Genomic DNA, 24,802 nt, shown 5'->3' on the forward strand with positions numbered 1-24,802 from the left:
TTCTTTAGCTGTCATTGGAGACGCCTGTCATGCGTTTCACCGCTTTTGCCGCCATTGCCATCCTGCTGACGCCTCTTCCTGCCATGGCGCAGCAGCGTGAAGCAAAAAAGCCCGATCTGATCGTTGCGATCTCGGTCGATCAGTTTTCCGCCGATCTGTTTCAGGAATATCGTCAGCATTTCACCGGCGGGTTCAAGCGGCTGACCGATGGTGTCGTGTTTCCTTCGGGCTATCAGAGTCATGCAGCGACCGAAACCTGCCCCGGCCATTCGACGATCCTGACCGGCGATCATCCCTCGCGCACCGGCATTATCGCCAATCACTGGATCGACCTTCACGCCGCGCGCGAGGACAAGAATGTCTATTGCGCCGAGGATGAAACCGTTCCGGGCAGCAATTCCGACGATTACACCGTGTCGGACAAGCATCTGAAGGTGCCGACGCTGGGCGAGCGGATGAAAAAAGCCAATCCCGCAACCCGCGTCGTATCGGTTGCGGGCAAGGACCGCGCTGCGGTGATGATGGGCGGCCATGATGTCGATGAGCTTTGGTGGTGGGACGGCAAGCAGTTCACCAGCTATGCGAACCGCAAAGCGCCCGCCGCCGTCACCCGCGCCAATGCAGCGGTGGCGCAGCAGATCGCAACCGCGCAGGCGCCGCTCCCCCTCTCCCCCTTTTGCGAACGCCATAGCCAGGCGATTCCCGTGGGCGACGGCAAGAGCGTCGGTACCGGTCGCTTCGCGCGTGCGGCGGGCGATGCAGGTGCGTTCCGCATCTCGCCCGAATTTGACGGCGCGGTGCTGGCACTGGCCGCTGGCCTCATTCAGGACATGCAGCTGGGCAAGGGCAAAACGACCGACATTATCGATATCGGCGCGTCGGCGACCGATTATGTCGGCCACACCTATGGTACCGAAGGCAGCGAAATGTGCCTGCAACTGATGTCGCTCGACCGCGATCTGGGCGATTTCTTCGATTTTCTCGATTCGACCGGTGTTGATTATGTCGTCGTGCTGACCGCCGATCATGGCGGCAACGACCTGCCCGAACGCGAGAATATGCACGGCATCCCCGATGCGAAGCGAGTCACCGGATCGATCTCGACCAAAACGATCGGCAAGGCGGTCGCCGACGAACTGGGCCTTTCCGAAAACCCGCTGCACGGCAGCGGCGTGGGCGACATCTGGGTCGACCCTTCGCTGACACCCGGCATGCGCGACAAGGTGATCGAAGCAGCCGCAAAGCGCTATCGCGCCGATCCGCAGGTCGCGGCGGCTTTTACCCGTGACGAGATCATGGCGACGCCGATCTCGCACGGTCCACCCGAACAATGGTCACTGATCGAACGCGCCCGCGCTTCGTACGACCCGCAGCGGTCGGGCGATCTGCTCGTCGCGCTGAAGCCGCGCATCACGCCGATCATCGATCCGACGCACGGTTCGGTCGCGACGCATGGCAGCATCTGGGGCTATGACCGCCGGGTGCCGATCCTGTTCTGGCGCAAGGGCATGGCGGGCTATGAACAGCCGCTCGGCGTGGAGACGGTAGATATCATGCCCAGCCTCGCCGCGCTGATCGATCTGCCGCTCGCCCCCGGCGAAGTCGATGGCCGCTGCCTCGACCTCGATCCCGGCCCGGCAAGCACCTGCCCGGCGAAGTGATTTGGGGGGGGACGGCGCGAACGGTTCGCGCCGCCCCTCATCATGCCGGACCGGGTTCCGGCATCCACCGCGCGGCAAGAGCAGGTGGCGAAGCGTTCGCGGCACCGCGATACGGTTGATCCGAACCTATTAATCCAGAGCGCCACGCCGCCCGCAGCCTCGCACCACGCCGCTCCGCGCAACCATAGCGCCAGACGGTAGCGGCCCCGGCCTCCGCCGGGGCGACGCATGGTGTCAGCGGCTTATATGCACTGCGATTTCCACAATCTATACACCGCGACTGCAATCGTCGCCCCGGCGGAGGCCGGGGCCGCTACCATCTGCCACCACCCCAACTCAACTCGCTTTTCCGAAGTGCGCTCGACCGTCGTGAGCCCCGAAGAGGCGCGCCAATCCGGCAGCGCGCACATCGCTGGATCGCCGCGCGGCTACGCCGCTCGCGATGACGAATCCTTTGTTCATTCGTAGAGACCGCAACCAGGTTCGACGTCCTGCTGCCTGCGCTATTCATGAACGGCAGCGCGTCCCCTATCGCTGCTCGAACCTGCGCACCCCCTGCCCCAGTCGGTTGTCGGCAACGGCGATCGTGTCGCGGGTTGCGCTCGCCACAAAGGCGGGGCTCCTCGTCTGCCCCGGCGCGAGCGTCGCGACATTGTCGGTGATCGTCAGCCCGGTCGAGGGATAGTTCCGCGCCTCTGCCGCGACCATGATGAACGCAGTCCAGTTCTCCTTGTTCGCGCCCTGAACGAAGGCGTTGCGCGCGATCAGGCCGGTTCCGCCTTCGGAAAGGTCGATCATATAATTGGTCGCGCTGCCGCGGCTGTCATCGAAACTATTGTCGGTGATCGTCACATGCGGCACGCGCAGCTTCACATAATGCCCGCCGGTGCCGCGTTCGAAGCGCGAGCGGGTGATCGTCACGCTGCCCTGATTGGCGAGATAGATGGAATGGCTGCAATCGGGCGTCTGGTCGCACTGACCCAGTCCGGAAAAGGTCGACCGGTCGATGACGATGCGTTGCCCCGTCGGCTGGCCGCCCAGAATCCCTTCCTGACTGTCGAGAAAGCGCGAATCGGATACCGACAGATCGCCCATCTCCGTGCGGATGCCCGCTCCGTTGCCGTCCGCCACCCGCATGTTGCGAAAGGTCAGCCCCTCGACCTTCGAACCGCGCCCGCGCAGCACCAGCGCCGCCTTGCCTTCGCAGGTCGTGCCGTCGAAAATAACGCTTCCCGGCGTCTCCGCGCGGAAGGTGATGACCCCGCCCTGCTGAATCGCGCAGTCATGATAGGTGCCGGGTGCGATGGTAATGACCGCCACTCCGTCGCGCACCGAACTCACTGCCTCCTGAAGTTTCCAGAACCCCTGATTGGAACCCGAGACCTGAAATGGGGGCGCACCCGCCTGCCCGGCCCGGACCGGAGATGCGGCAGCGGCGGCCATGCATATCAAAGCAGCGGAAACAAAATAACGGCGCATCAAATGGCTCCCATGCCGGGCAACAGCTCTGGATAAGCCATAGCGGAGTGATTGCGAAGCTTCGGTTAAAAATCCGGGACCGGTCCGGTGAGCGCAGGCGAAAAGCGCGATGGCAAACGTTTTCTAAAAACCTATTGCAAACGTTTTCCATATGCGGCATGACAAAATGAAAGCGGGCCGACCCGCACATAACAGGGAGAGGATCATGACGCGTTCCGTTCGTCGCGCGCTGCTGCTTTCGGCGGCTTTTTTGGGTACCGGCAGCGGCGTTGCCCATGCCGGCACCATCGCCGGTGCCGGGCAGGATCAGCAAAGCGAAGTAGCATCGACCGATGCGCCGCAGGCCGATGACGCGCTGGGGCTCAACGACATCATCGTTACCGGCACGCGCACCGGAACGCGCAAATTCGAAACCTCATATGCGATCACCACGATCGACGATGCGCAGATCGCCGAAAAGGCCCCGCTCAGCGTTGCCGATCTGATCTCTTCCACGCCGGGCATTTATGTCGAGAGTTCGGGCGGCGTGGTCGGCAACAATGTCTATTCGCGCGGCCTTCCGGCCGATAATTACCGCTATCTGCCGCTACTCGAGGACGGCCTTCCGGTCTGGGAAGAGGGGGCCGGTGCCTTTACCAATGCCGATGAATTTTTCCGGGTCGATGCCACCGTCGAATCGCTTCAGATCGTTCGCGGCGGCTCGGCGTCGATCACTGCCTCCAACGCGCCGGGCGGCGTGGTCAATGTGCTGACCAAGCGCCCTACCCGCACGCTTCAGGGCATGGTGAAGGGCGAAATCGGCGACTGGGACCACTATCGCGTCGACACCAATATCTCCGGCCCGCTGACCGAGGCATTGTCCTTCGTCATCGGCGGCTTTTATCGCGAGGATAACGGCCTGCGTGATCCGGGCTTTACCGGCAATCAGGGCGGTCAGATCCGCCTCGGCCTGCAATATGACTTCACCGATGGCGGTTCGGCGTTCCTCAGCTATCGCAAGCTCGATGACAAGAATATCTTCTACACCGCCATCCCGCTGGCCAGCCCGCATCAGGGGCTGCCGGGGCTGGATGCGGGCGACGGAACGCTGGTCAATACCGACTTTGCGCGGCTGACCGTGCCCGACGGCAATGGCGATTTTTCAAAGCGGGTGAACCTCACCCATGGCGTCCATACCAATACCGACACCTTTACCTTCATCTTCAACAAACCGTTCGGCGACGGATGGGAAGTCAATGACCGCGCCCGCTACACCAACGGGTTTGTCGATTTTACCGGCCTGTTTTCCTCCGGTGTCGCGACGAGTCAGGGCTTTCTCGACAATGCGCTGACCAAATTGCAGGCCGCGCGTCCCGACACCGTTTCGGCCACCTATGTCGATGCAAAGACCGGAGAGCGCGTCGCAGCAGGCAATCTGGGCAACCAGCTCGCGCTGACCGAAAGCATTTTCAACACCTATGTCGACCTGAAAAATGTCATCAACGATCTGTCGGTGACCAGGAAGCTGGACACCGGGATCGGCACCCATATGCTGACCGCCGGTTATTATTTCAGCCATTTCACCCAGACCCAGACGTGGAACTGGAACGACGTGCTGGTCGAGGGCATCAACCGCCCGCGCTTTTTCAACGTCATCGGGCTGGATTCGGCGGGTCAGGAAACCGTCTCGCTCAGCGATGACGGGCTGATCAACCTGCACAGCAATCTTCAGCGTTTCCACGACAATGTCACTATCAACGCCTTTTACCTGACCGATGCATGGCAGGTGACACCTGCGCTGCGCATCGATCTCGGCATGCGCTATCATCATGTCAGCAAAAAGGGCACGATTGCGGAGACGACGCGCCGCAATCTCGGCGATCCGACGACATTGGCAGATGATTCGGTGCTGGTCTTCACCGGGACCGAAACTCCCTATCGCTATTCGACCGGCCAATGGGCCTTTTCGGGCGGCGCCAATTATGAATTCAGCAGCCGCGTAGCCGCGTTCGCCCGTTACAGCCGCAGCTTCCGCGTGACGCCCGAATTCGCGCAATGGTTCGGCGGGGCACCGGTCGAAAACCGGATCGATCTGGTCGAGGGCGGGCTGAAATACAGCACCCGGCCTTTCTCCGCCTTTGTCACTTTATTCTACAATAATTTCCCCAATGTCGCCTTCCAGACGCAGGAAGCGGGGCCGAACGGCACGACGATCACCCGCAATGCGAACGCCGCCGCCCGGTCCAAGGGGATCGAGGTCGAACTGACCGCGCGCCCGGTACGCTTTTTCGACATATCAGCAAGCGGCAGCTATCAGGACATTTCCTATACCGGCTTTTCGGGCAACAATCTGGAGGGTGATTTTGATTTCAGCGGGAATCAGATCGTACGCCAGCCAAAGGTGATGTTCTCCGTCCGCCCCGCCCTGCACTTCGCGTCCGACGCGGTGAACGTGTTCGGCGAAGTCGCCTATACCGGCAAACGCTATGTCGATGTCGCCAACAGCATCGTGCTGCCGTCCTATACCGAGGTCCGGCTGGGCGCGAACTGGAAGATCACCCCCAGGCTTTCGGCCGAGCTGGTGGCGACCAATCTGTTCAACGAAATCGGCCTTACCGAAGGCAATCCGCGCACCGGATCGATCGTCGGGGTGCAGGAGACGGCGTTTCAGGGCCGCCCGATCTTCGGTCGCCGCATTCGCGGCAGCCTGACCTACCGGTTCTGATCGAATGGGCGCGACCACGGCAAAATGGCACCGTCCGTTCGTTTTCTGCGCGAGCCTGCTGGCTGCCTCGCCTGCCGCCGCGCAGCAATGGCAGGCGATCGCATCGCCCGACGGACGGATCACCGTCGAGGTCGCGCTCGATCAGGGCGAGCCTGTCTATCGCGCTTCGTTCAACGGGCAGCCGGTGCTCGACCGGTCGCGGCTGGGGATGGAGTTCACCAACGCGCCACCGCTCGACCGCGATCTGACGCTCGTCACCAGCCGGCGGACGGCGAAAGACGAACGCTGGGAACAGCCATGGGGCGAGCGCCGCGCGATGCGCGAACAGTATCGCGGCCTCGACCTTATCCTGAAGGCAAAGGACGGGCGCACATTGGGCGTGGAATTTCGCGTCTTCGATGACGGGTTCGGCTTTCGCTACACCCTGCCCGGCACGCCGGACCAGCCCATGGTGGTCAGCGACGAAACCAGCGAATTTCACTTTGCGCAAAATTATCGCGCCTGGTCGATCCCCGCCTATCGCGACAAGTTCAGCGAGTATGAATATAGCCGATCGGCGCTGTCAGCGATCCAGACGGCGGAAACGCCGCTGACGCTGGAGGGCAAGGGTGTCGCAATGGCGATACACGAGGCGGCGCTGGTCGATTTTCCCTCGATGAACCTTCGCATGCCCGACGAGAACAGCCGCACGCTAAAGGCCGATCTGTCGCCCTGGTCGAACGGCGACCGGGCGCGGGTGACCGGCGGGCAGACCACGCCATGGCGGGTGGTGATGATCGCCGACAATGCCGCGCGGCTCGCCGATTCCACCATCATCCTCAACCTCAACGAACCCAATCGACTGGGCGATGTCAGCTGGGTGAAGCCGCAAAAATATGTCGGCATTTTCTGGGGGATGCATATCGGCAGGCTCACCTGGGCGCCGGGACCGAAACTGGGCGCGACCACCGCGCGCGCGATCCGCGCGATCGACTGGGCCGCCGCGCACCAAATTCAGGGCGTGCTGGTCGAGGGGTGGAATATCGGCTGGGACGTGCCGGAATGGTGGAAGAACGGCCATTCACGCTTCGTCTTTGACCGGGCACAACCCGCATTCGACATGGCGCAGGTCGCGGCGCATGCGCAGGCAAAGGGGGTCGACCTGATCGGCCATCACGAAACCGGGGCGCAGGTGCATGACTATCTGAACGCGCTGGAGGCTGCGCTCGATTATTACGACCGCTATGGGGTGCATATGATCAAGCTGGGCTTTGTCGGCACCCGCCTCGACAGCAGCGAATGGCCCGACAGCCAATATGCGGTCGAAAGCCTGCAAACCATCGTAGAGGCAGCCGCGCGCCATCACACCGCGATCTTCCCGCATGAATCGGTGAAGGATACCGGCCTGCGCCGCACCTGGCCCAATCTGATGAGCCGGGAGGGCGCACGCGGGCAGGAATATAATGGCGGCAGTCCGGACACCGGCAATTCGCCCGATCATACGACGATCCTGCCCTTTACCCGCATGCTGTCGGGACCGTTCGATTTCACGCCGGGGATTTTCGGGTTCGATTACCGCGACACCCGGCCGCATAATCGCGTTCCATCGACGCTTGCGCACCAGCTGGCGCTGTTCGTCGTGCTCTACAGCCCGGTTCAGATGGCGGCCGACCTTACGGAGAATTACGATCGCTATCCCGACGCCTTCCGCTTCATTCAGGATGTTCCGACCGACTGGGAGGCATCGCGCACGCTTCAGGGCGAAATCGGCGAGTTCGCCGTGGTCGCGCGGCAGCAGCGCGGCGGTGCCGACTGGTATCTCGGCGCGATCACCAATGACGATCGCCGTGTGCTGAGCGTGCCCCTCGATTTCCTGACCAAAGGACGCCGCTATGAAGCGCAGATATATGCCGACGCCCCCGACGCCGACTGGCGCACCGCGCCCGAACGCTATCGGATCAGCAGCCGGATCGTGACGGCGGACGATGCGATGACGATCGACCTTGCCTCGGGCGGCGGACAGGCAATCCGGTTCAGGGCGCTTTGATGGCGGATCAGAGCATCGCCGCCGCGACGCTTCGGCGTCAGCTGGAGCGCCTGTACGGCGCGCAGCACGATATCGACGTGCTTTCCGATCGGGTCGATGCGCTGCTCGCCGCGCGGGCGGCCGAGCGCTCGCCCGAGTTGCAGGCGCTTGATGCGCAGCGCAGCGCCGATCCCGACTGGTTCGTCGCGCCCGACATGATCGGCTATTCGACCTATGTCGACCGGTTCGCCGGGACGGTGGAAGGATTGCGCACGCATGTTCCGCACCTGGAATCGCTGGGCGTGCGCTATCTTCATCTGCTCGCTCTTCTGAAGGCGCGCGAGGGCGATAGCGACGGCGGTTTTGCAGTCGCCGATTATCTTTCAGTCGAACCGCGCCTCGGCACCATGGCCGATGTCGAACGGCTGGCGGCGCGGCTGCGCAAGGCGCGGATCAGCCTGTGTGTCGATCTGGCGCTCAACCACACCGCCGACGATCATGGCTGGGCACGCGCGGCAAAAGCGGGCGACCCGCACTATCGCGATTTCTATCACACCCTCTCACGCGAGGAAGCGATGGAACGCGAGGCGCATCTGCCGCAGGTCTTCCCCGCTACCGCGCCCGGCAATTTCACGCCCGTCCCCGAAATGGGCGGCATGGTGTGGACGACTTTCTACCCCTTTCAATGGGATCTGAACTGGGCCAACCCCAATGTCATGCTGGCGATCATCGATACGATGCTTCGCCTCGCCAATCACGGGGTGGAGGCATTCCGGCTCGATTCGATCGCCTTTCTGTGGAAACAGGCGGGGACCGATTGCCGCAATCTCCCGCAGGCGCACTACATCGTCCGCGCGCTGCGGGCCGCGCTCGACATCGTCGCGCCCGCGACGCTGTTAAAGGCCGAGGCTATCGTGCCGACCGCATTCGTTCCGCCCTATTTCGGCGCGGATGACGGTGCCGGGTTCGAACCAGAATGCCATCTGGTCTACAATAATTCGCTGATGGTGGCAGGGTGGACCGCCCTTGCCGAACAATCGGCGGCGCTGCCCGATGCGATCATCCGGGCGAGCGGCGGCCTGCCGCGCGGCGCGAACTGGCTGAGCTATGCGCGCTGCCATGACGATATCGGCTGGGGCGCGGTGCTGGGCGACCTTTACACGATCGATCCCGACCCGGTTGCGCGGTTGCGCAGGGCGGCACGGTTCATGGAAGGCGCTGGCGACAGCTGGGCGCGCGGTGAGCCCTTCCAGTCGGACGGATCGGCGCTGCACGGCACCAACGGCACCATGGCCTCGCTCGCAGGGCTGGAAGCGGCGGGCAACGATGCGCAGGCGCGCGAAGCGGCGTTTCGGCGTATTCGCTTGCTGAATGCCTTGTCGATCGCCAGCGGCGGCCTTTCGACCGTCTATATGGGGGATGAGGCGGGGCTGCTAAACGACAGCAGCTATCGCTCCGATCCGCAGCGCGCGCATGAGGGGCGCTGGCTGCACCGTCCGGCCATGGACCGGGCGGCGCTGGAAAGCGCGGATGCGAAGCGGATCACCGGCGACCTTGCCGCGCTGCGCGATGCCAGAATCGCGAGCGGCGGTGCGGGCGCTCCGGCAGCGCTGGACAGCGGCGATCCGACGGTGCTCGCTATTGCATGCGGCAGCGACCGGGTGTTCCTCAACTTTTCGGACCGGCCGGTAACGATCCCGGCACCGAAGGCATGGCAGGACCGGCTGACCGGCGCACGATTGGGAGAGACGATGATGATCGAGGCATGGCAGGTCGTCTGGGCGGGACCAGCAGCATGAGCGCGCCGCTCTTCGGCTGTATCGAGGCGGGCGGTACCAAATTCGTCCTCGGCGTCGCGCGCGGGCCGGATTCGGTCCTGCGTACCGGGCGCATCCCCACCACCACCCCCGACGAGACCATCGCCGCAGCGATCGCTTTCTTCGCCCATGCCGCTGAGGCGGAGGGACCGTTCGACGCGATCGGCATTGCCTCTTTCGGCCCGGTCGAGCTTGATCGCACCGCGCCCGGCTGGGGCCATATCACCCAAACCCCCAAAGCGCATTGGAGCGGCGCGGATATTGCCGGACCGTTCGCCCGCGCCTTTGCCTGTCCGGTCGGCTTCGACACCGATGTCAACGGCGCGATACTGGCTGAATTTTTGTGGGGAGCGGCGAAGGGCTGCGATGTCGCCACCTATGTCACCATCGGAACGGGGATCGGCGGCGGCCTGCTGATCGACGGCAGGCCGGTTCATGGCGCACGCCACCCCGAAATGGGCCATTTCCTGCCGCGCCGCCATCCGGACGACACAGAATTTGCGGGATGCTGCCCCTTTCATGGCGATTGTCTGGAAGGGCTGGCGAGCGGCCCTGCGATCATGGCGCGCTGGGGCGCGTCGCTGTCCGATCTTCCCGCCGACCATCCCGGGCATGCGATCATCGCCGGCTATCTGGCGCAGCTCGTCATCGCGCAGCGGGCGCTGCTGTCGCCGCGCCGGATCATTCTGGGGGGCGGCGTCATGGGAACGCCGGGGCTGATCGACCGCGTGCGCGCACAGGCGGAACAACTGGGCGGCGGCTATTTCGAGGGCGCGGACATTGACCGGCTGGTCGTGGCACCGGGACTGGGCGATCAGGCGGGCCTTCTGGGCGCGCTCGCGCTGGCGCAGGGAGCTGGATGATGCGCCCCGCCGCCCCGCCCCGCCTGTCGCTGATGCGGCTGGTCGAGATGAATCTCGGCTTTCTCGGCCTGCAATTCTCCTTCGGGCTGCAACAGGCGAATATGGGGCCGATCTACGGCTATCTGGGCGCCAGCGAAGCCCATCTGCCGCTGCTCTGGCTCGCGGGGCCGGTCACCGGGCTGCTGGTCCAGCCGCTGATCGGTGCGATGAGCGACCGGACGATGACCCGGATCGGGCGGCGCACCCCCTATTTCCTTGTCGGCGCGGTGCTGTGCAGCCTGTGCCTGCTGGCGATGCCGTACAGCCCGTCGCTCTGGGTCGCGGCGAGCCTGTTATGGATCCTCGATGCCGCCAATAATGTGACGATGGAGCCGTATCGCGCTTATGTCGGCGATCGGCTTCCCCCCGATCAGCGCGCGGCGGGGTTCCTCACCCAATCGGCCTTTACCGGGCTTGCCCAGACACTTTCCTATCTCGCGCCCTCGCTGCTCGTCTGGATCGGGTTCAGCAAGGATGCGGTGGATGCCAACGGCATTCCCGACATCACGCGCATCGCGTTCCTGATCGGCGCAGTCCTGTCGCTGTCGACGATCCTGTGGTCAGTGCTGCGCGTTCCCGAACTGCCCTTGCCCGAAGCGGAGCGCGAGCGGTTATCGGCCACGCCGCTGACGTTGCGCGGCGCGCTGTCCGACCTGTTTGCGGCGATGCGCGAGACACCTGCCCCGATGCGTCAGCTTGCCCTGGCTATGCTGTGCCAATGGTATGCGATGTTCGCATATTGGCAGTTCATCACCTTCGCGCTGTCGCGCTCGCTGCACGGCACGGTCGATACGAACAGCACGGCGTTTCGCGACACCGCGCTGACCGTGGGACAGCTGGGTGCAGCCTATAACGCCGTCGCCTTTGTCGCCGGGCTATGTCTGGTGCCGGTCGCCCGGCGCTGGGGCGCGAAACATGCGCATGCGTTCTGCCTGCTCGCGTCCGGAGCGGCGATGCTGGCGATCCCGATGCTGCGCAGCGAGACCGCCCTGTTCGTCGCGATGCTGGGCATCGGCGTGGGCTGGGCCAGCATGATGGGCAATCCCTATGTCATGCTGATCGACATGATCCCGCCCGAACGTAACGGGGTCTATATGGGCATTTTCAACATGTTCATCGTCCTTCCGATGATGATCGAAAGCCTGACCGTGCCGCTTTTCTACAACCATATGCTGGCGGGCGATGCGCGCAACGTCATCCTGCTTGCCGGGGTGCTGATGCTGGCGGGGTCGATCGCGACGCTGCGGGTGCGCGTCGGCGAACGGCCAGCCTGAGCGTCAGGCGCTTGCCCGCACCACCAGTTCGGGAGGAAGCGAAAGCGAATGCGCTTCTTCATTCGCGATTCTGCGGAACAGCAGATCGACCATCGCCTCTGCCGCGCGCTTCAGGTCCTGCCGGATGGTCGTCAGCGGCGGCGTGGTGAAGGCGGCGAGCCCGACATCGTCATAGCCGATAACGGCGACATCCTCGGGCACGCGCCGCCCCCGTTCGATCAGCGCGCGCATCGCGCTCATCGCGATGACATCGGACGCCGCCACTACGCCGTCGGCGTCAAAATCTCGCGCCACCGCCTCGGCAAGCCGTGCATAGGCGGCGTCCGCCGTCAGATGCGTTTCGATCTGGCCATCCGGGGCAATCCCCGCCTCCTCGCACGCGCGGATAAAGCCGTCCCGGCGCGCGGCGATTTCGGGAATATCGGTCATCCCGGCAAAGACCAGCCGCCGCCGCCCCGAATCGATCAGCCGCTGCGCCGCCATCCGTCCGCCGGCGAAATTATCGGTTCCGACCGAACAGTAATTCTGACCCGCCCGATACTGGCCCCACACGACCAGCGGCCGATAATTTACCGCGACGCGGCTCAGCTCCGCTTCCTGATCCGACTGGCCGATCACCAATATCCCGTCGACCCGGCCCGACCGGGTGATATTCGACAGCCAGCCATGCGTCGGCGCGCTGATCTTGGACAGGACAAGCTCCGATCCCTGTGCCGAAATCGCATCGGCCAGATGGCCGATCAGCGCGATGAAAAAGGGGTCGGAAAAGGTCTGCGCGCTTTCATGACCCAGCGGCAGCGTGACGGCGACCGCATCGTTGCGACCGAGCTTCAGGCTTTGCGCAGTACGGTTGATCTGAAACCCATGTTCGTCGGCCAGCGCGCAGATACGCTCGCGCGTCGCGGCGCTGACATAGCCGCGATTGGAAAGCGCCTTTGACACGGTTCCGACCGAAACCCCGGCCACAGCGGCGAGTTCGGTGAGTGTCTTGGCCGTTTGTACGCCGCCAGGTGGCGTAGCCTTGCGAACCATGGGTAATCGTCTCTGTTTTGTCCGGCATCGCGATTAGCCGAAGGACGATGCGCTTGCCATATTAATGTCATCACTTGGCGGAAGCACTTCGTCGCGAAGCTGCCTTAAAGGCCTATCGCACCACAAAAAATCGCAGCGACAAGCATGATCAGGCTGGCGGCATAGAGCCAGAGAAACGAAAATTTCTGATGCGCAGCGAGCTCGATCCCGCTCAGCCCGGCAACCAGAAATGTGGCGGGGGTCAGCGGGCTCACCGGAAAACCCGTGGTCATCTGACCCAGCAGCGCCGCCTGCGCGACCGAACGCCCCTCGCCCCCGAAGCTCTCGTTGAGGTGCGCCAGCACCGGCAGCACGCCGAAATAAAAGGAATCGGGGTCGAACACCATGCTGACCGGCATCGCGATCGCACCGACCATCACCGGCAGATGGCGGCCGATATGCGGCGGCACATGATCGGCGACGCTCTGCGCCATTGCAGCGATCATGCCGCTGCCGTTCATGATGCCGGTAAAGGCGCCCGCCGCGATCAGCACGCTTGCCATCAGCAAAGCGGCGCGCGAATGATTTTCGACGCGTTGCCGCTGAGCCTCCGCATCGGGATAGTTGATCGCCAGCGCCAGCGCGGTGCCGATCATGAATGCGATGACCGGTTCCACGGCGCCGCTCACCATCACGGCGATGACGATCAGCATCAGCGCCGCATTCACCGGCAGCAGCCGGGGCCGCAGCGCGTCGGTATCCTGATGACCCCCGGTCTGCCCGCCCGATATGGCGGCCTGCTCACCCACAGCGGGGGCAAGCGGGCGGCCCGCTGCGATCCGCCGCTCCTCGCGCCTGCCCAGCCACCAGGAAGCGGCAAAGACAAAGATCAGCCCGGCGAGCTGCGCCGGGATCATCGGGGTGAAAAGCTCGCTCACCGGGATTTTCAGGGCCGCCGACGCGCGCAGCGTCGGTCCCGTCCACGGGAGGAAATTGACGCCCGCCGCCATGGAAGCGGTGCAGGCAAGGATACGGCGATCCATGCCGAGCTCATCGTATAACGGGCGCAATGCCGGGATCGTCACCAGAAAACAGACAGCCCCCGATCCGTCGAGATGGATCAGTAGCGCGAGCACCGCCGTGCCGAGGGTGATGCGGGAAGGCTTACGCCCGACCAGCTTCAGCGTAAGCCCGACCAGCGGCGCCAGCACGCCGGCGTCGGTCATGACCCCGAAGAACAGAATCGCGAAAACGAACATTCCGGCAACCGGCGCGATCTTGCCGATACCGTCGAGGATATAGCCCGGTACCGATGCGCCCATACCGAGAACCAGCGCCGCCGCCACCGGCACAAGGATGAGCGCGGTCAGCGGCGACACCCGGTTCGACAGGATCGCGATCAGCAGAGCGACGATGGTAATCGCACCGATCAGCGCCAGCATGCCATGCTCCTCCCCCATGCGGCCCCGACCTGCTTATGCGCCGGGGTCCGCAGCTTTCGGCTCAGTCGGCCTGTACCGCCCGCTCGGCCGCCGCCCGCACCAGTTCGAGCTGGTCGGCGAGCGGATCTTCGCGATTGGCAGCACTCGCATCGGGGCCGAGCATCTGCACATCGCGCCCGTGATAGCGATACGCCTCCCAATCGGGCAGGCCCGGACCATTGGGGTTGCCGGTCTTGACGAAATTCACGGCATAGCGGTTGAACAGGTCCGCCGCATGCGCATCGTCCTGTGTCAGATCCTTCCCATATTTGGCCGCCACGGTATCGAAGAAGAACGGAATATCGGTGGCATGGGGCGCGCCGGGCCATTCCTTACGCTTCGAATCCGCAACATAAGCGAAGCGATATTGCCAGGCGTCGCCGCCCGCCTTTGCCACTTCGCCGGCGACGAACTGCGCCGGTTCGATCATCAGCCGGTCGCGTGCGACCTGCGACGCCACTTCCTCGAACGGCTTGTCGCCGGTGGGATCGAACACCTTGCGCGCTTTATCGGCATCAGGGCCGAACTGGGCGAACAGCTCTTCCTTTGTCTTCGCCATGGGAAAGCCGATGTCCCAGCTGGTTGCGCCGATCATCGTCGGCATGATCTTCATCTCGCCGCGTCGCAGTGCCACATCGGTATCGCTGACCACCAGCTTGCCGTCGATCACCGGGCCGTTGACATATTCCTGCTTCCCCGGATCACCGCGAAAGGCGAGGTTGATGCCGCCCAGCACCTTGTCCGCCGGAAGCGCGCGCAGCGCCGCCAGCGCCTTCGGACCATCGCCGCTTATCCCTTGCGCGGCCGCGAAATTCAGGCCGACCTGCTCCGCCGATGTCACCTGCGGATCATCGGATTCGAGCGGCATGCCGCCGATCAGCTTGCGCCCGCCGCCGGACATCACGAATGCCTTGTCGAACAATCCTTTGGTCAGCGGCGATGCGAGCAGTTCGAGCACCGAGAAGCCGCCCGCCGATTCGCCCATGATCGTCACCTGCGACGGATCGCCGCCAAACTGTGCGATATTGCGCTGCACCCATTGGAGCGCCGCGACCTGGTCCATCAGGCCGTAATTCGCCGTCGGCTGATCGCCCGCCTCTGCCGTCAATGCCGGATGGGCGAAAAAGCCGAAGCGCCCCAGCCGATAGTTGAAGCTGACAAAGACAACATCCTGCCGGGCAAAGGCACTGCCGTCATATACGGCGGGAGACGACCCGCCATTGACGAAGCCGCCGCCGTAAATCCACACCACCACCGGCAATTTCCGGCCCCCGGCCAGCGCCGATGCGGGAGTCCAGACATTCGCGGTCAGGCAATCCTCCGCCGGTGTCGTGCCGAGCGGGGCTGCATCGCTGGGAAAGGGTTTCTGCATACAGTCATGGCCGAATTCGGTCGCCTGTTTCACCCCCTTCCACACATCGGCCCGTTGCGGCGCACGCCAGCGCAGCGCACCGATCGGCGGCCTTGCAAAGGGAATCCCCTTGAAACTCGCGACATCGCTTTCGGTGCTTCCGGCGAGCGTACCGGTGTCGATGGTTACTTCAGGACCGGGAGCCGCAGCGGCAATGCCGGGTGCGACAAACAGCGCGGCGAGCGCGGATGCGGTCAGGATGCGGGAAAAAAATGCCATGATCGTCTCTTTCGGTTCGCGTTCAGGGGCGCAAGGTCTGGCCGGGCAGCTTCACATCGCCGGTCAGGACGAAATCGGTCGCGGAATGCCCTGCGGCAAAGCTGTACGTCCCCGGTTGCACCGTCCAGCCTTTACCGGTCCAGTCGGCAAGCAGGCGCGGGTCGATCGTCATGCTGACCGTCCGGCTTTCGCCCGGTCGCAGCTCGACCCGGTCGAAACCGACCAGTCGCTCGATCTTCTCGCCATTGCGCGCGGTGAGATAGAGCTGCGGCACGTCGCTCCCGGCGCGCTTGCCCGAATTGGTGACGGTGACGCTGACCTTCGGCGCGGCGCCGCCCGAAAGCCGAAGGTCGGAATAGGCAAAACTGGTATAGCTAAGGCCATAGCCGAAGGGGAATAACGGCTTCAGCCCCTTTGCCGCATACCAGCGATATCCCACCTTCGCGCCTTCGGGATAGGTGATCGTTTCCGCCGAACCTTCGGGCTTACCGAAGCCGGTAAGCTCAGGATTGGGAAGCTGGCTTTCGTCCCTGGGGAAGGTGATCGGCAGGTGCCCCCCCGGATTGACCGCGCCGGTCAGCACATTGGCGATTGCCGTTCCGCCCTCCTGCCCCGGATACCATGCCTCGACCACGGCCTTTACCTGATCGAGCCAGGGCATCTTCACCGGATTTCCCGTCTCCAGAACGACGATCGTATTGGGGTTGGCCGCCGCGACGCGGGCGATCAGCTCGTCCTGCCCCTCGGGCAGCGAAAGGCTGCCGTCAAAACCTTCCGAACTCCACTGCGTGGCGAACACGATCGCGACATCGGCATTCGCCGCAAGCGCCGCCGCGCTGTCTAGCACATAGCCTGAATCGTAATTCACGCTGGTGTCGGGCAGCGCCTTACGCAGCGCATCGACCGGCGAGGACGGCATGAACAGCATCCGTGCCCAGCTCGCCATTGCGCCGGTGCCGCCGACAGGGATGATGGTGACATCGCCCTTCGGCGTCACCTGACTCGATCCCGCCCCCGACAATACCCCGCGATCGGCATGGCCGCCGATTACCGCGACGCTGCGCGCCGATTGCATCAGCGGCAGGATGTCGCCTTCGTTTTTCAGCAGCACGATGCCCGCTTCGGCCACCTTGCGCGCTTCGGCGGCATGCGCGTCCATATCCGCATCGCCCTTGGGAACGGCAATGTCCGCGCCGGTCGCATATAGCGAGCGCAGCACCCGGCGCACGGCGTCCGACACCCGCGATTGCGGCACCTTGCCCGCTTTCACCAGCGTCTTTAGCGGACCGTCGAACCATATCTGTTTGTCGAGCTGCGCCCCCGACTGCTGGTCGAGGCCCTTCATGAAATAGTCCACATTGTGGACTGCGCCCCAGTCGGACATGACCCAGCCCTTATAGCCCCAATCCTGCTTCAGCACCTTGTTGAGCAGAAAGTCGTTGCCGCAGGCATAATCGCCATTGATCTGATTATAGGCACACATGACGGCGCCCGGCTTTCCCTTTTCGATCGCGATCTCGAACGCCAGCAGGTCGCTCATCCGCAGCGCCGCCTCGCTGATCCGCGCGTCGATCGTGCTGCGCAGCGTCTCCTGCGAATTGAGCACATAATGTTTTACGGTCGACACCACTTTTTGCGACTGGATGCCGTCGATCGCCGCACCGGCCAGCGTGCCGGCAAGCAGCGGGTCTTCGCCCAGATATTCGAAATTCCGCCCGTTGCGCGGTTCGCGCGTCAGATTGACGCCGCCTGCGAGCAGGACGTTAAAGCCCTTGGCACGCGTTTCCCGGCCGATCACCACGCCGCCCGCATGTGCGAGTTCGGGGGAAAAGGTCGCGGCCGTCAGAATACTGGCGGGCAGCGCCGTGGACACATCGCCCTTGCGCAGCTGGAGCGGGTTGGTGACGCCCAGGCTCGCATCGGTTTCATAAAGGTCGGGAATGCCGAGCCGGGGAATGCCCCTGATATATCCGGCCGTGGGCGTCAGCCCTTCGACATCAATCTTCGGAAGGCCGGGAATATTGAACGGCATGATGCTGTGGAGCAGCTGAAAGCGCTCATCCTCGGTCATCTGCTGTTCGACCGCTGCGGCGCGTGCATCGGGGCTCTGCTTCGATTGCGACTGTAACGGCGCGGCGCCGGCGGCGGAATGGATCAGCGCCATGGTTCCGGCGGTTGCGAACAGGAACAGGGTTTTCTTCATCAGCTGAACTTCCTTCCATAGGATGAGCGGCACGGATCGAAGCTGATCCGGCCCCAGGACGCGGCAGCGCGCGGTTGCATCGGTTGGGAGGAAGGCGCGCGGCAATCGGGAAAACATGGCGCTGCGCGGCGTGCGAAAAGCGCGGTCGCACGCACCTTTCGGTTTCCGCAATCGGTGCGGACCATCCCCTTCTCCTCCCCCTGTCTTTTTTCTTTGTCTCCATGTCTGGCACGCTGGACGCCACAGACAATTTCAAAATTCGGATCGATTGATCGGTCATCGCTATCAATCGCCTGAAGAAAGGCAAAAAACGTAATAGGACTTGCGTTATCTTTTGAACGCAATGACTTACTACAATTGATAGGCTCTGACGATAAATCGATCCGCAAATTCAATTTCTATCATGAAACTCCCCCGCTCTATCGCTTGGCCAGAGCACCAGAGAGTGCGGAAGCCGAAAAGCGGCTGGGGAGGACTAACAAGATCATGGCATCAGCGCGGAAGCGACCGCGCCATGCCCGCTCCTCCGTCGCCCGCCGGCTTCAAACCGATCAAGGTGAGGAGATCGATAGTGCCTAAATGGATTTTGCTGGGTTGCGCATCGTTGCAGGTGCTGATGGCGGGAAATGCGTTCGCGCAGGACACGGAGAGTGCCGGGGCTGCCGATGCCGTGGAAAATCCTGCCGCGCTCGACGCCGGGATCAACGACATCATCGTCACCGCAACGCGCACCCAGACGCTGGCATCGAAGACTCCCGCCGCCATCACCGCCATCGGCGGCGACAATCTGGTCGCGGCGGGCGTGACCAACCCCACCAATCTGGGCGAACAGGTGCCCAACCTGTCGATCGATCGCGCCAACGGGCTGCAAATCACCATTCGCGGCGTCACCAGTTCGGACGGCACCGAAAAGGGCGATCCGTCCGCCGCTTTCATGGTCAACGGCATATATCTCGCCCGTCCGCAAACGCACGATGTCAGCTTTTTCGACATTCAGCGGGTCGAGGTGCTGCGCGGGCCGCAGGGAACGCTGTTCGGTCGCAATACGACCGCCGGTCTCATCAACGTCATCACCAATGCGCCGGTCCACCATTTCGAAGGGTCGCTGGAGGGCATATACGGCAATTACAACACCGGCATCGTGACCGGTGTCATCAACGTCCCCGTCACGGCCGATATCGCGGTGCGCGCTGCGGTCAATTACGACCGCCACGACAGCTATGTTAAGGCAGGTCCGGCGGTCACTGCCGATCTCAGCCCCTTTCGCGACAATCTGTCGGGCAGGCTTTCGGCACTGTATGAATCCGGCCCCGCGCGCCTGCTGGTGGTCGGCGATTATTCGCGGATCAAGGGCGCGACGGTCGGCGGCGTGCAGACGTCGAACCTCTATTCGAACTTCAACACCACCGGCGTCACGCCGATCTACGATCCCGTACCCGGCGGGACCGACGCCGCCTTTGTCCAGCGCGCGCCGATTACCGGGCCGCTTGGGCGCGACAATACCGTCTGGGGGGCGCTGGCGGACTTCAGCTATGATCTCGGCCCGCTCACCGTCAATTATCTCGGCGCCTATCGCAAATTCATCCGGCATGAGGATCTGGTCACTGCGGCAGGAAGCGCGCAAGCGGCCTATCCGGCGCGCGCCGATGCGGAATATCGCCAGCAAAGCCATGAGCTTCGCCTTTCGGGCACATTCGGATCGGTGGATGCGCAGGCAGGCGTCTATTTCTTCCGCGAAACGGGTTATCAGAATTATTATCTGATGGGACTGCTCTCGCCGACGCCCGGAACGACCGGCTATATTTTCGGCTTCCCGCAAAATTACGTGCTGTCGAAATCGCTCGCGGGTTTCGGACAGGCGACGCTTCACGTTACCGACAAGCTGCGCCTGACCGGCGGCTTTCGCTATTCGCATGACGACAAGGCGCGGCGGGGCGCAACCGTCCAGTGCGGAAGCGTCGCCTGCGACCAGCCCGGCGATCGCCGCAGCACCAACGATGCCGAGCGCAGCTTTTCGAAAACCACCTGGCGCGCGGGCGTCGATTACGATCTGACGTCAACCACGCTGCTCTACGGCATCATCTCCACCGGGTATAAAGCGGGCGGCTTCAACGACGGGTGCGAGGTCGGAACCGGCCCGGACTGCACGCTTTCCGCCAGCGCACTTTATTATGACCCCGAAACCATCACCTCCTACGAAGGCGGCGTGAAATCGCGAATCGCCGGCGATGCGCTCAGCATCAACATGTCCGTGTTCCATTATGACTTTTCGGGCATCCAGCTCAGTCAGCTTTCCGAAATCTGCGGCGGTCCGTGTCAGGTGACGACCAATGCGGGTCAGGCGAAGGTCGACGGGGTCGAGCTGGAATCGATCGTCCGTCCGGCAACCAATACCCGGTTCAACTTTGCGGCATCCTGGCTCAATGCGCGCTATACCGAATTCATGCCGACGCCGACGGCCGACTGGGCCGGGCGCAAGCTCGACCGCTCGCCGACCTGGACCGTGGTTGCCGGGGTCGAACAGATCTTCCCCCTCGCCAATGGCGGTGAATTTTCGGCATCGGTGCGCACCCGGCTAAGCGACTCTTATTATCTCGCCGCGCTCGGCACGCTCAATCAGTTCCGCCAGCCAAGCTATACCAAAACCGACGCTTTCCTGACCTATAATGCCCCGCACAAAGCGTGGTTCATTCAGGGCTATATCCGCAATATCGAAAATAACGCGATCGTCTCCGGCGCATCTTCGGGCACCTTTGCCAGCGTGACGCTCGCCGATCCGCGCACCTATGGTGTACGCACGGGCATTAAATTCTGAACCGGGCTTTCTGATCTCTCCGCTGACGGCCGCGATCCCCAACCGGATCGCGGCCTTTTTTTCTGCACGTCCCGCAAACAGGATCGTGAAAGCGGAAGACGTATCAGCGCGCGGCCGGGAACCCCGGCACGCGGGCGAGACGGCCCGGCAGCGGGCGTCCGATCACGCTTTCCAGCCAGCGGGCCGTGTCGGCAATGGCGACCGGATCGATCCCTGTATGCACGCCCGACCGGGCCAGCAGATAGAGCAGATCCTCGGTCGCGACATTGCCCGACGCGCCGGGAGCGAAAGGACAGCCGCCCAGCCCGCCGATCGCCGAATCCAGCGTCACCGCGCCCGCTTCGATCGCGGCCCAGCCATTGGCGATGGCGGTATTGCGCGTATCATGGAAATGGCAGCGGATCGGGATGCCCGGCGCGGCGGCGCGCACCGCTGCGATGGTACGGCTGACCTGATCGGGCACCGCGACGCCGATCGTGTCGCCCAGCGCGATCTCGATCGGCGCTGCATCGGCCAGCCGCCGCGCAATCGCCGCGACGCGATCGACGGCGACCTCTCCGTCGAACGGGCAGCCGAACGCAGTCGAGATCGTTACCTGCCCGCGCTTTCCGGCCTCCCTCCCCCGGCAAAGGATGGCGATCGCGTCGTCCACCGTCTCGTCCGATGTCCGTCCCTGATTGGCGATGCCGAACCCGTCCGATGCGCTGACCACAGCGCCCAGTTCATCCACCCCGGCGGCGATCGCCCGCTCCGCCCCGCGAAGATTGAGGACCAGCCCGATCCGGATCGCGTAAAGGTCCGCAGTGGCGGCGCAGACCGCTTCGGCATCGGCCATGCGCGGCACCCGGCGGGGATGGACGAAGCTCGCCACTTCGATCCGGCCGACACCTGCCGCCACGGCACGCCGGATCAGCGTCACCTTGTCTTCGGTGCTGACCTCGCACGCTTCGTTCTGAAGCCCGTCGCGCGGCGCAACTTCGACGATTTCAACCTGCGGGCGGGCTCCGGTCACGCCTGAACCGCTCCTGCAGTAATCAACGCCTCGATCGCTTCGTCGTCCAGCCCGGCCTCGTGAAGCAGGTCGCGACTGTCGCCGCCGCGCACCGGTGCGGGGCGGTCGGGCTCAGCCGGCGCTCCCACCTGCCGGAACGGCGATCGCACGGTCCGGACATCGCCTTCGCTGGGATGCGGCGCGACATCGAACATGCCGACTTCGCGCAGATGTTCATTCCCGAACAAATCCTCCAGCCGGTTGACCCGCGAACAGGGAATGTCGCAGGCGCGCAGATCGCTGATCCATTGCTCCGTCGTGCGCCCGGCAGCAGCGCGTTCGATTACTGCATACAGCCGGTCGATATTGCGGCTGCGCTGCACCGGATCAGTGACGATCGGGTCAGCAGCAAGCGCATCCTCGCCGACCAATTCGAGAAACCGGCTCCAATGCGCGGTGGTATAGGGGATGATGCTGATATACCCGTCGCTGGTCGCGAACGGCTTGCGATAGGGCGAATTGAGCCGTTCATAGCCGGTCGCCCCCAGCGGCGGATCGAAGCTCATCCCCCCAAGCTGTTCGACCATCAGGAACGACACCAGACTTTCGAACATCGGCGCTTCGATACAGATCGCTTCCGCAGCCGCGCCCGCCCGATCGCGCGCGTTCAGCGCCGCCAGAATCGCGAGGGCAAGGTGCAGCCCGCCGACCTTGTCCGCCACGATCGTGCGCATGAAGCGCGGCGTGCCTTCGCTGTCGGCGTTCAGCCATGCGACGCCCGACACCGCCTGAATCGTATCGTCATAGGCCGGCTCGTCGCGATAGGGCCCGTCCTGCCCGAAACCGCTGGCATAGCAATATACGATGCGCGGATTGCGCGCCTTGCACGCGTCAAAGTCGAACCCCAGCTTCGCCGCCGATCTGGGGCGCATATTATGCACCACCACATCGACCGTTTCGACCAGCTTCATCAGCGCCTCGACGCCTTCGGGCTTGCGAAGGTCGATCACGATCGAGCGTTTGTTGCGGTTGCAGCCTAGAAAGCCCGCGCCCATCCGTTCGCTGCGTCCCGGCCGGACCGCCCTGAACACATCGCCCGTCGGCGGTTCGACCTTGATCACATCGGCGCCGAAATCTCCGATGATCTGCGTGGCATAGGGGCCGAGCACCACTGTGGTCAGGTCCAGCACACGAACCCCGCGCAACAATTTCAGCACCTTCACCCTCTTATTTTCGTGACTGGCAGCCAATCTATCTGTCGGGACTGCGGGTGAAAAATCGGCTCTGCGGATCGATTTATATTCCTTTTTTATGAAAAAGCGCACTATCCTCGATTTCATGATTTCTGGCCGACGCATCAATCTCAAACATCTGCGCGCCTTTCGCGCGGTTGCGCTGCATTCGCATTTCACCCGCGCAGCCGATGCCATCGGCCTGTCCCAACCTGCGCTCAGCACCCTCATCACGCAGCTGGAGGAGGATCTTTCGGTCAGGCTGTTCAACCGCACCACGCGCGCGGTCGAGCTGACCCCGGTCGGGCGTGAGTTTCTCGAATCCTGCTTGCGCATTCTCGCCGATTTCGAAGGGGCGATCGGCGCGGCGAAGGATTATGCCGATCTGCGCACCGGACGACTGCGCATCGCGGTTCTGCCCTCGCTGTCGCGCACGTTGCTGCCCGGATTGTTGCGCGAATATCATGCCGAATATCCGGGAATCGCATTATCGGTATCCGATCTGGTGGGCGACCGGCTGGTCGAGGAGGTCGTTTCCGGGGCGGCGGATATCGGGATCGGCTATTCGGAGGGCAGTGCGCTGATCGCTGCCGAACCGCTGTTGGCGGACCGTCTGGTCGCGGTATGCCGCATCGATGCCGTACCGGCGGACGCGTGCGCAATGAACTGGCACGACCTCGCCCGGCACGATGTCGTTGCGATGAATCTGGGAACAACCGTTCGCCGGCTGATGGACGAAGGGGCGCGGCAGGCGGAGGTCGAATTGCATGTCATGCTCGAATCACATCAGATGCCGACCGCGCTTGCCTATGTCCGCGCCGGTCTCGGCATCGCGGTTCTGCCCTCGACCGCCGCCATGACCGAGGCGGAGACCGATCTCGTGTTCCTCCCGCTGACCGACCCGGTAATGACACGGCAGCTCTCGATCCTCACCCGCACCGACCAGTCCCCTTCCCCGGCAGTCGCGGCGTTTATCGACCGGCTCCGGCAAACGCTCGCCACTGTCGAGAGCTAAGCCCGAAGCGTAACGCGTCGCGGTCTCTGACGCTGATCGCCGCGCCGCTCGCGCCAGCTTGCCCGAACGCGCTGCCCGAAGATGAACCGAAAGTGAAATCTTTGCGCGAATGCGATCGAGCACCGCCATACCGTCCACCATCGGCAGCATACGGTCCAGGATCATGGCGTCGAATTGCGCGCCGGTCAGCAATTGCAGTGCAATGTTTCCATCACCGGCGATCGTCACGTCATGCGACAAATTCCGCAAGGCATCCGCAAGCTCATCGGCCAGCAGGATATCGTCATCAACGAGAAGCAACCGCACCGCGCTTAACCCCAATATCGGAACGAACAGCGGCATGTCGTCGCATCCGCTCGTTCCCGCTCGCTGCTAATCGCTCATCAGGATTTTGGAAAGCGCGATGTTCTGTGGGTTTCGCCCCTGCGGGCCTTTCAGAATCCCGACCTGATCGACATCGACGAGCCGGAGGGGGGTCGGGACTTCCGTAAGTGACGACGCCCCGTAGCGCATCGCGAACGACGGGCCGCCGGTCAGAACGGAAACAGGCTGCGGCTATTGCGCGTCCGAATCATATATGCA

Annotated in this window: 15 protein-coding genes and 1 pseudogene; 8 read left to right on the forward strand and 8 right to left on the reverse strand. The window is 63.5% G+C overall.

The features are described from left to right. Positions 1-29 precede the first annotated feature (29 nt). Entirely contained in the window at positions 30-1,661 is a 1,632-nt protein-coding gene (locus tag EV664_RS07385; RefSeq protein ID WP_133495032.1) for an alkaline phosphatase family protein, read from the forward strand. Between the two features lie 528 nt (positions 1,662-2,189). On the opposite strand, the gene EV664_RS07390 is transcribed toward EV664_RS07385, so the two are convergent. Continuing rightward, positions 2,190-3,140 (reverse strand): right-handed parallel beta-helix repeat-containing protein, encoded by a 951-nt coding sequence (locus EV664_RS07390; RefSeq protein ID WP_133495033.1) that lies wholly within the window; start codon positions 3,138-3,140, stop codon positions 2,190-2,192. 205 nt (positions 3,141-3,345) lie between these two features. Here EV664_RS07390 and EV664_RS07395 point away from each other — a divergent pair, with 205 nt between their 5' ends. The 5 genes from EV664_RS07395 to EV664_RS07415 are packed head-to-tail and all read left to right on the forward strand — an operon-like array spanning position 3,346 to position 11,842. Next, the gene (locus EV664_RS07395; RefSeq protein WP_162848792.1) at positions 3,346-5,844 is read left to right on the forward strand and encodes a TonB-dependent siderophore receptor; all 2,499 of its coding nucleotides are present in this window, start codon (positions 3,346-3,348) and stop codon (positions 5,842-5,844) included. 4 nt (positions 5,845-5,848) lie between these two features. Next, positions 5,849-7,870: a glycoside hydrolase family 97 protein gene (locus EV664_RS07400; protein WP_133495035.1), complete on the forward strand. Its 2,022-nt coding sequence runs from the start codon at positions 5,849-5,851 to the stop codon at positions 7,868-7,870. Next, on the forward strand, positions 7,870-9,648 hold the full coding sequence (locus tag EV664_RS07405; RefSeq protein ID WP_133495036.1) for an alpha-amylase family glycosyl hydrolase: 1,779 nt from the start codon (positions 7,870-7,872) through the stop codon (positions 9,646-9,648). Before EV664_RS07400 ends, EV664_RS07405 begins: the two co-directional genes overlap by 1 nt. Continuing rightward, the gene (locus EV664_RS07410) at positions 9,615-10,529 is read left to right on the forward strand and encodes an ROK family protein (RefSeq protein ID WP_229668137.1); all 915 of its coding nucleotides are present in this window, start codon (positions 9,615-9,617) and stop codon (positions 10,527-10,529) included. Before EV664_RS07405 ends, EV664_RS07410 begins: the two co-directional genes overlap by 34 nt. Further along, positions 10,526-11,842: an MFS transporter gene (locus EV664_RS07415; RefSeq protein ID WP_229668136.1), complete on the forward strand. Its 1,317-nt coding sequence runs from the start codon at positions 10,526-10,528 to the stop codon at positions 11,840-11,842. Before EV664_RS07410 ends, EV664_RS07415 begins: the two co-directional genes overlap by 4 nt. 3 nt (positions 11,843-11,845) lie before the next feature. On the opposite strand, the gene EV664_RS07420 is transcribed toward EV664_RS07415, so the two are convergent. The 4 genes from EV664_RS07420 to EV664_RS07435 form a co-directional block, all read right to left on the reverse strand. Beyond that, a complete protein-coding gene (locus EV664_RS07420; protein WP_133495037.1) occupies positions 11,846-12,874 on the reverse strand; it encodes a LacI family DNA-binding transcriptional regulator in 1,029 nt (342 codons plus the stop codon). A 104-nt stretch (positions 12,875-12,978) separates the two neighbouring features. Beyond that, positions 12,979-14,295 carry a CitMHS family transporter gene (locus EV664_RS07425; protein ID WP_133495038.1) on the reverse strand — a complete coding sequence of 439 codons (1,317 nt, stop codon included), beginning with the start codon at positions 14,293-14,295 and terminating at the stop codon, positions 12,979-12,981. A gap of 61 nt (positions 14,296-14,356) precedes the next feature. After that, complete coding sequence (locus EV664_RS07430; protein WP_133495039.1) at positions 14,357-15,964, reverse strand: carboxylesterase/lipase family protein; 1,608 nt, start codon at positions 15,962-15,964, stop codon at positions 14,357-14,359. 22 nt (positions 15,965-15,986) lie between these two features. Beyond that, positions 15,987-18,167, reverse strand: a complete 2,181-nt coding sequence (locus tag EV664_RS07435) for a beta-glucosidase family protein (RefSeq protein ID WP_229668135.1) — start codon at positions 18,165-18,167, stop codon at positions 15,987-15,989. A gap of 571 nt (positions 18,168-18,738) precedes the next feature. Between EV664_RS07435 and EV664_RS07440 the strand changes: the two genes are divergently transcribed. Next, on the forward strand, positions 18,739-20,982 hold the full coding sequence (locus EV664_RS07440) for a TonB-dependent receptor (RefSeq protein WP_162848793.1): 2,244 nt from the start codon (positions 18,739-18,741) through the stop codon (positions 20,980-20,982). Positions 20,983-21,085: 103 nt separating this feature from the next. Here EV664_RS07440 and EV664_RS07445 read toward each other — a convergent pair whose 3' ends face one another. Next, the gene (locus tag EV664_RS07445; protein ID WP_133495041.1) at positions 21,086-21,994 is read right to left on the reverse strand and encodes a hydroxymethylglutaryl-CoA lyase; all 909 of its coding nucleotides are present in this window, start codon (positions 21,992-21,994) and stop codon (positions 21,086-21,088) included. Further along, positions 21,991-23,190 (reverse strand): CaiB/BaiF CoA transferase family protein, encoded by a 1,200-nt coding sequence (locus tag EV664_RS07450; RefSeq protein ID WP_162848794.1) that lies wholly within the window; start codon positions 23,188-23,190, stop codon positions 21,991-21,993. The genes EV664_RS07445 and EV664_RS07450 overlap by 4 nt, the downstream gene beginning before the upstream one ends. 94 nt (positions 23,191-23,284) lie before the next feature. Between EV664_RS07450 and EV664_RS07455 the strand changes: the two genes are divergently transcribed. Continuing rightward, a complete protein-coding gene (locus tag EV664_RS07455) occupies positions 23,285-24,220 on the forward strand; it encodes a LysR family transcriptional regulator (protein WP_133495043.1) in 936 nt (311 codons plus the stop codon). 153 nt (positions 24,221-24,373) lie between these two features. On the opposite strand, the pseudogene EV664_RS19770 reads toward EV664_RS07455, so the two are convergent. Next, a pseudogene (locus EV664_RS19770) lies at positions 24,374-24,562 on the reverse strand (hypothetical protein); the annotation flags it as partial. Between the last annotated feature and the right edge of the window lie 240 nt (positions 24,563-24,802).

It is taken from the genome of Stakelama pacifica (assembly GCF_004361835.1).
Lineage (GTDB): Bacteria > Pseudomonadota > Alphaproteobacteria > Sphingomonadales > Sphingomonadaceae > Sphingomonas > Sphingomonas pacifica.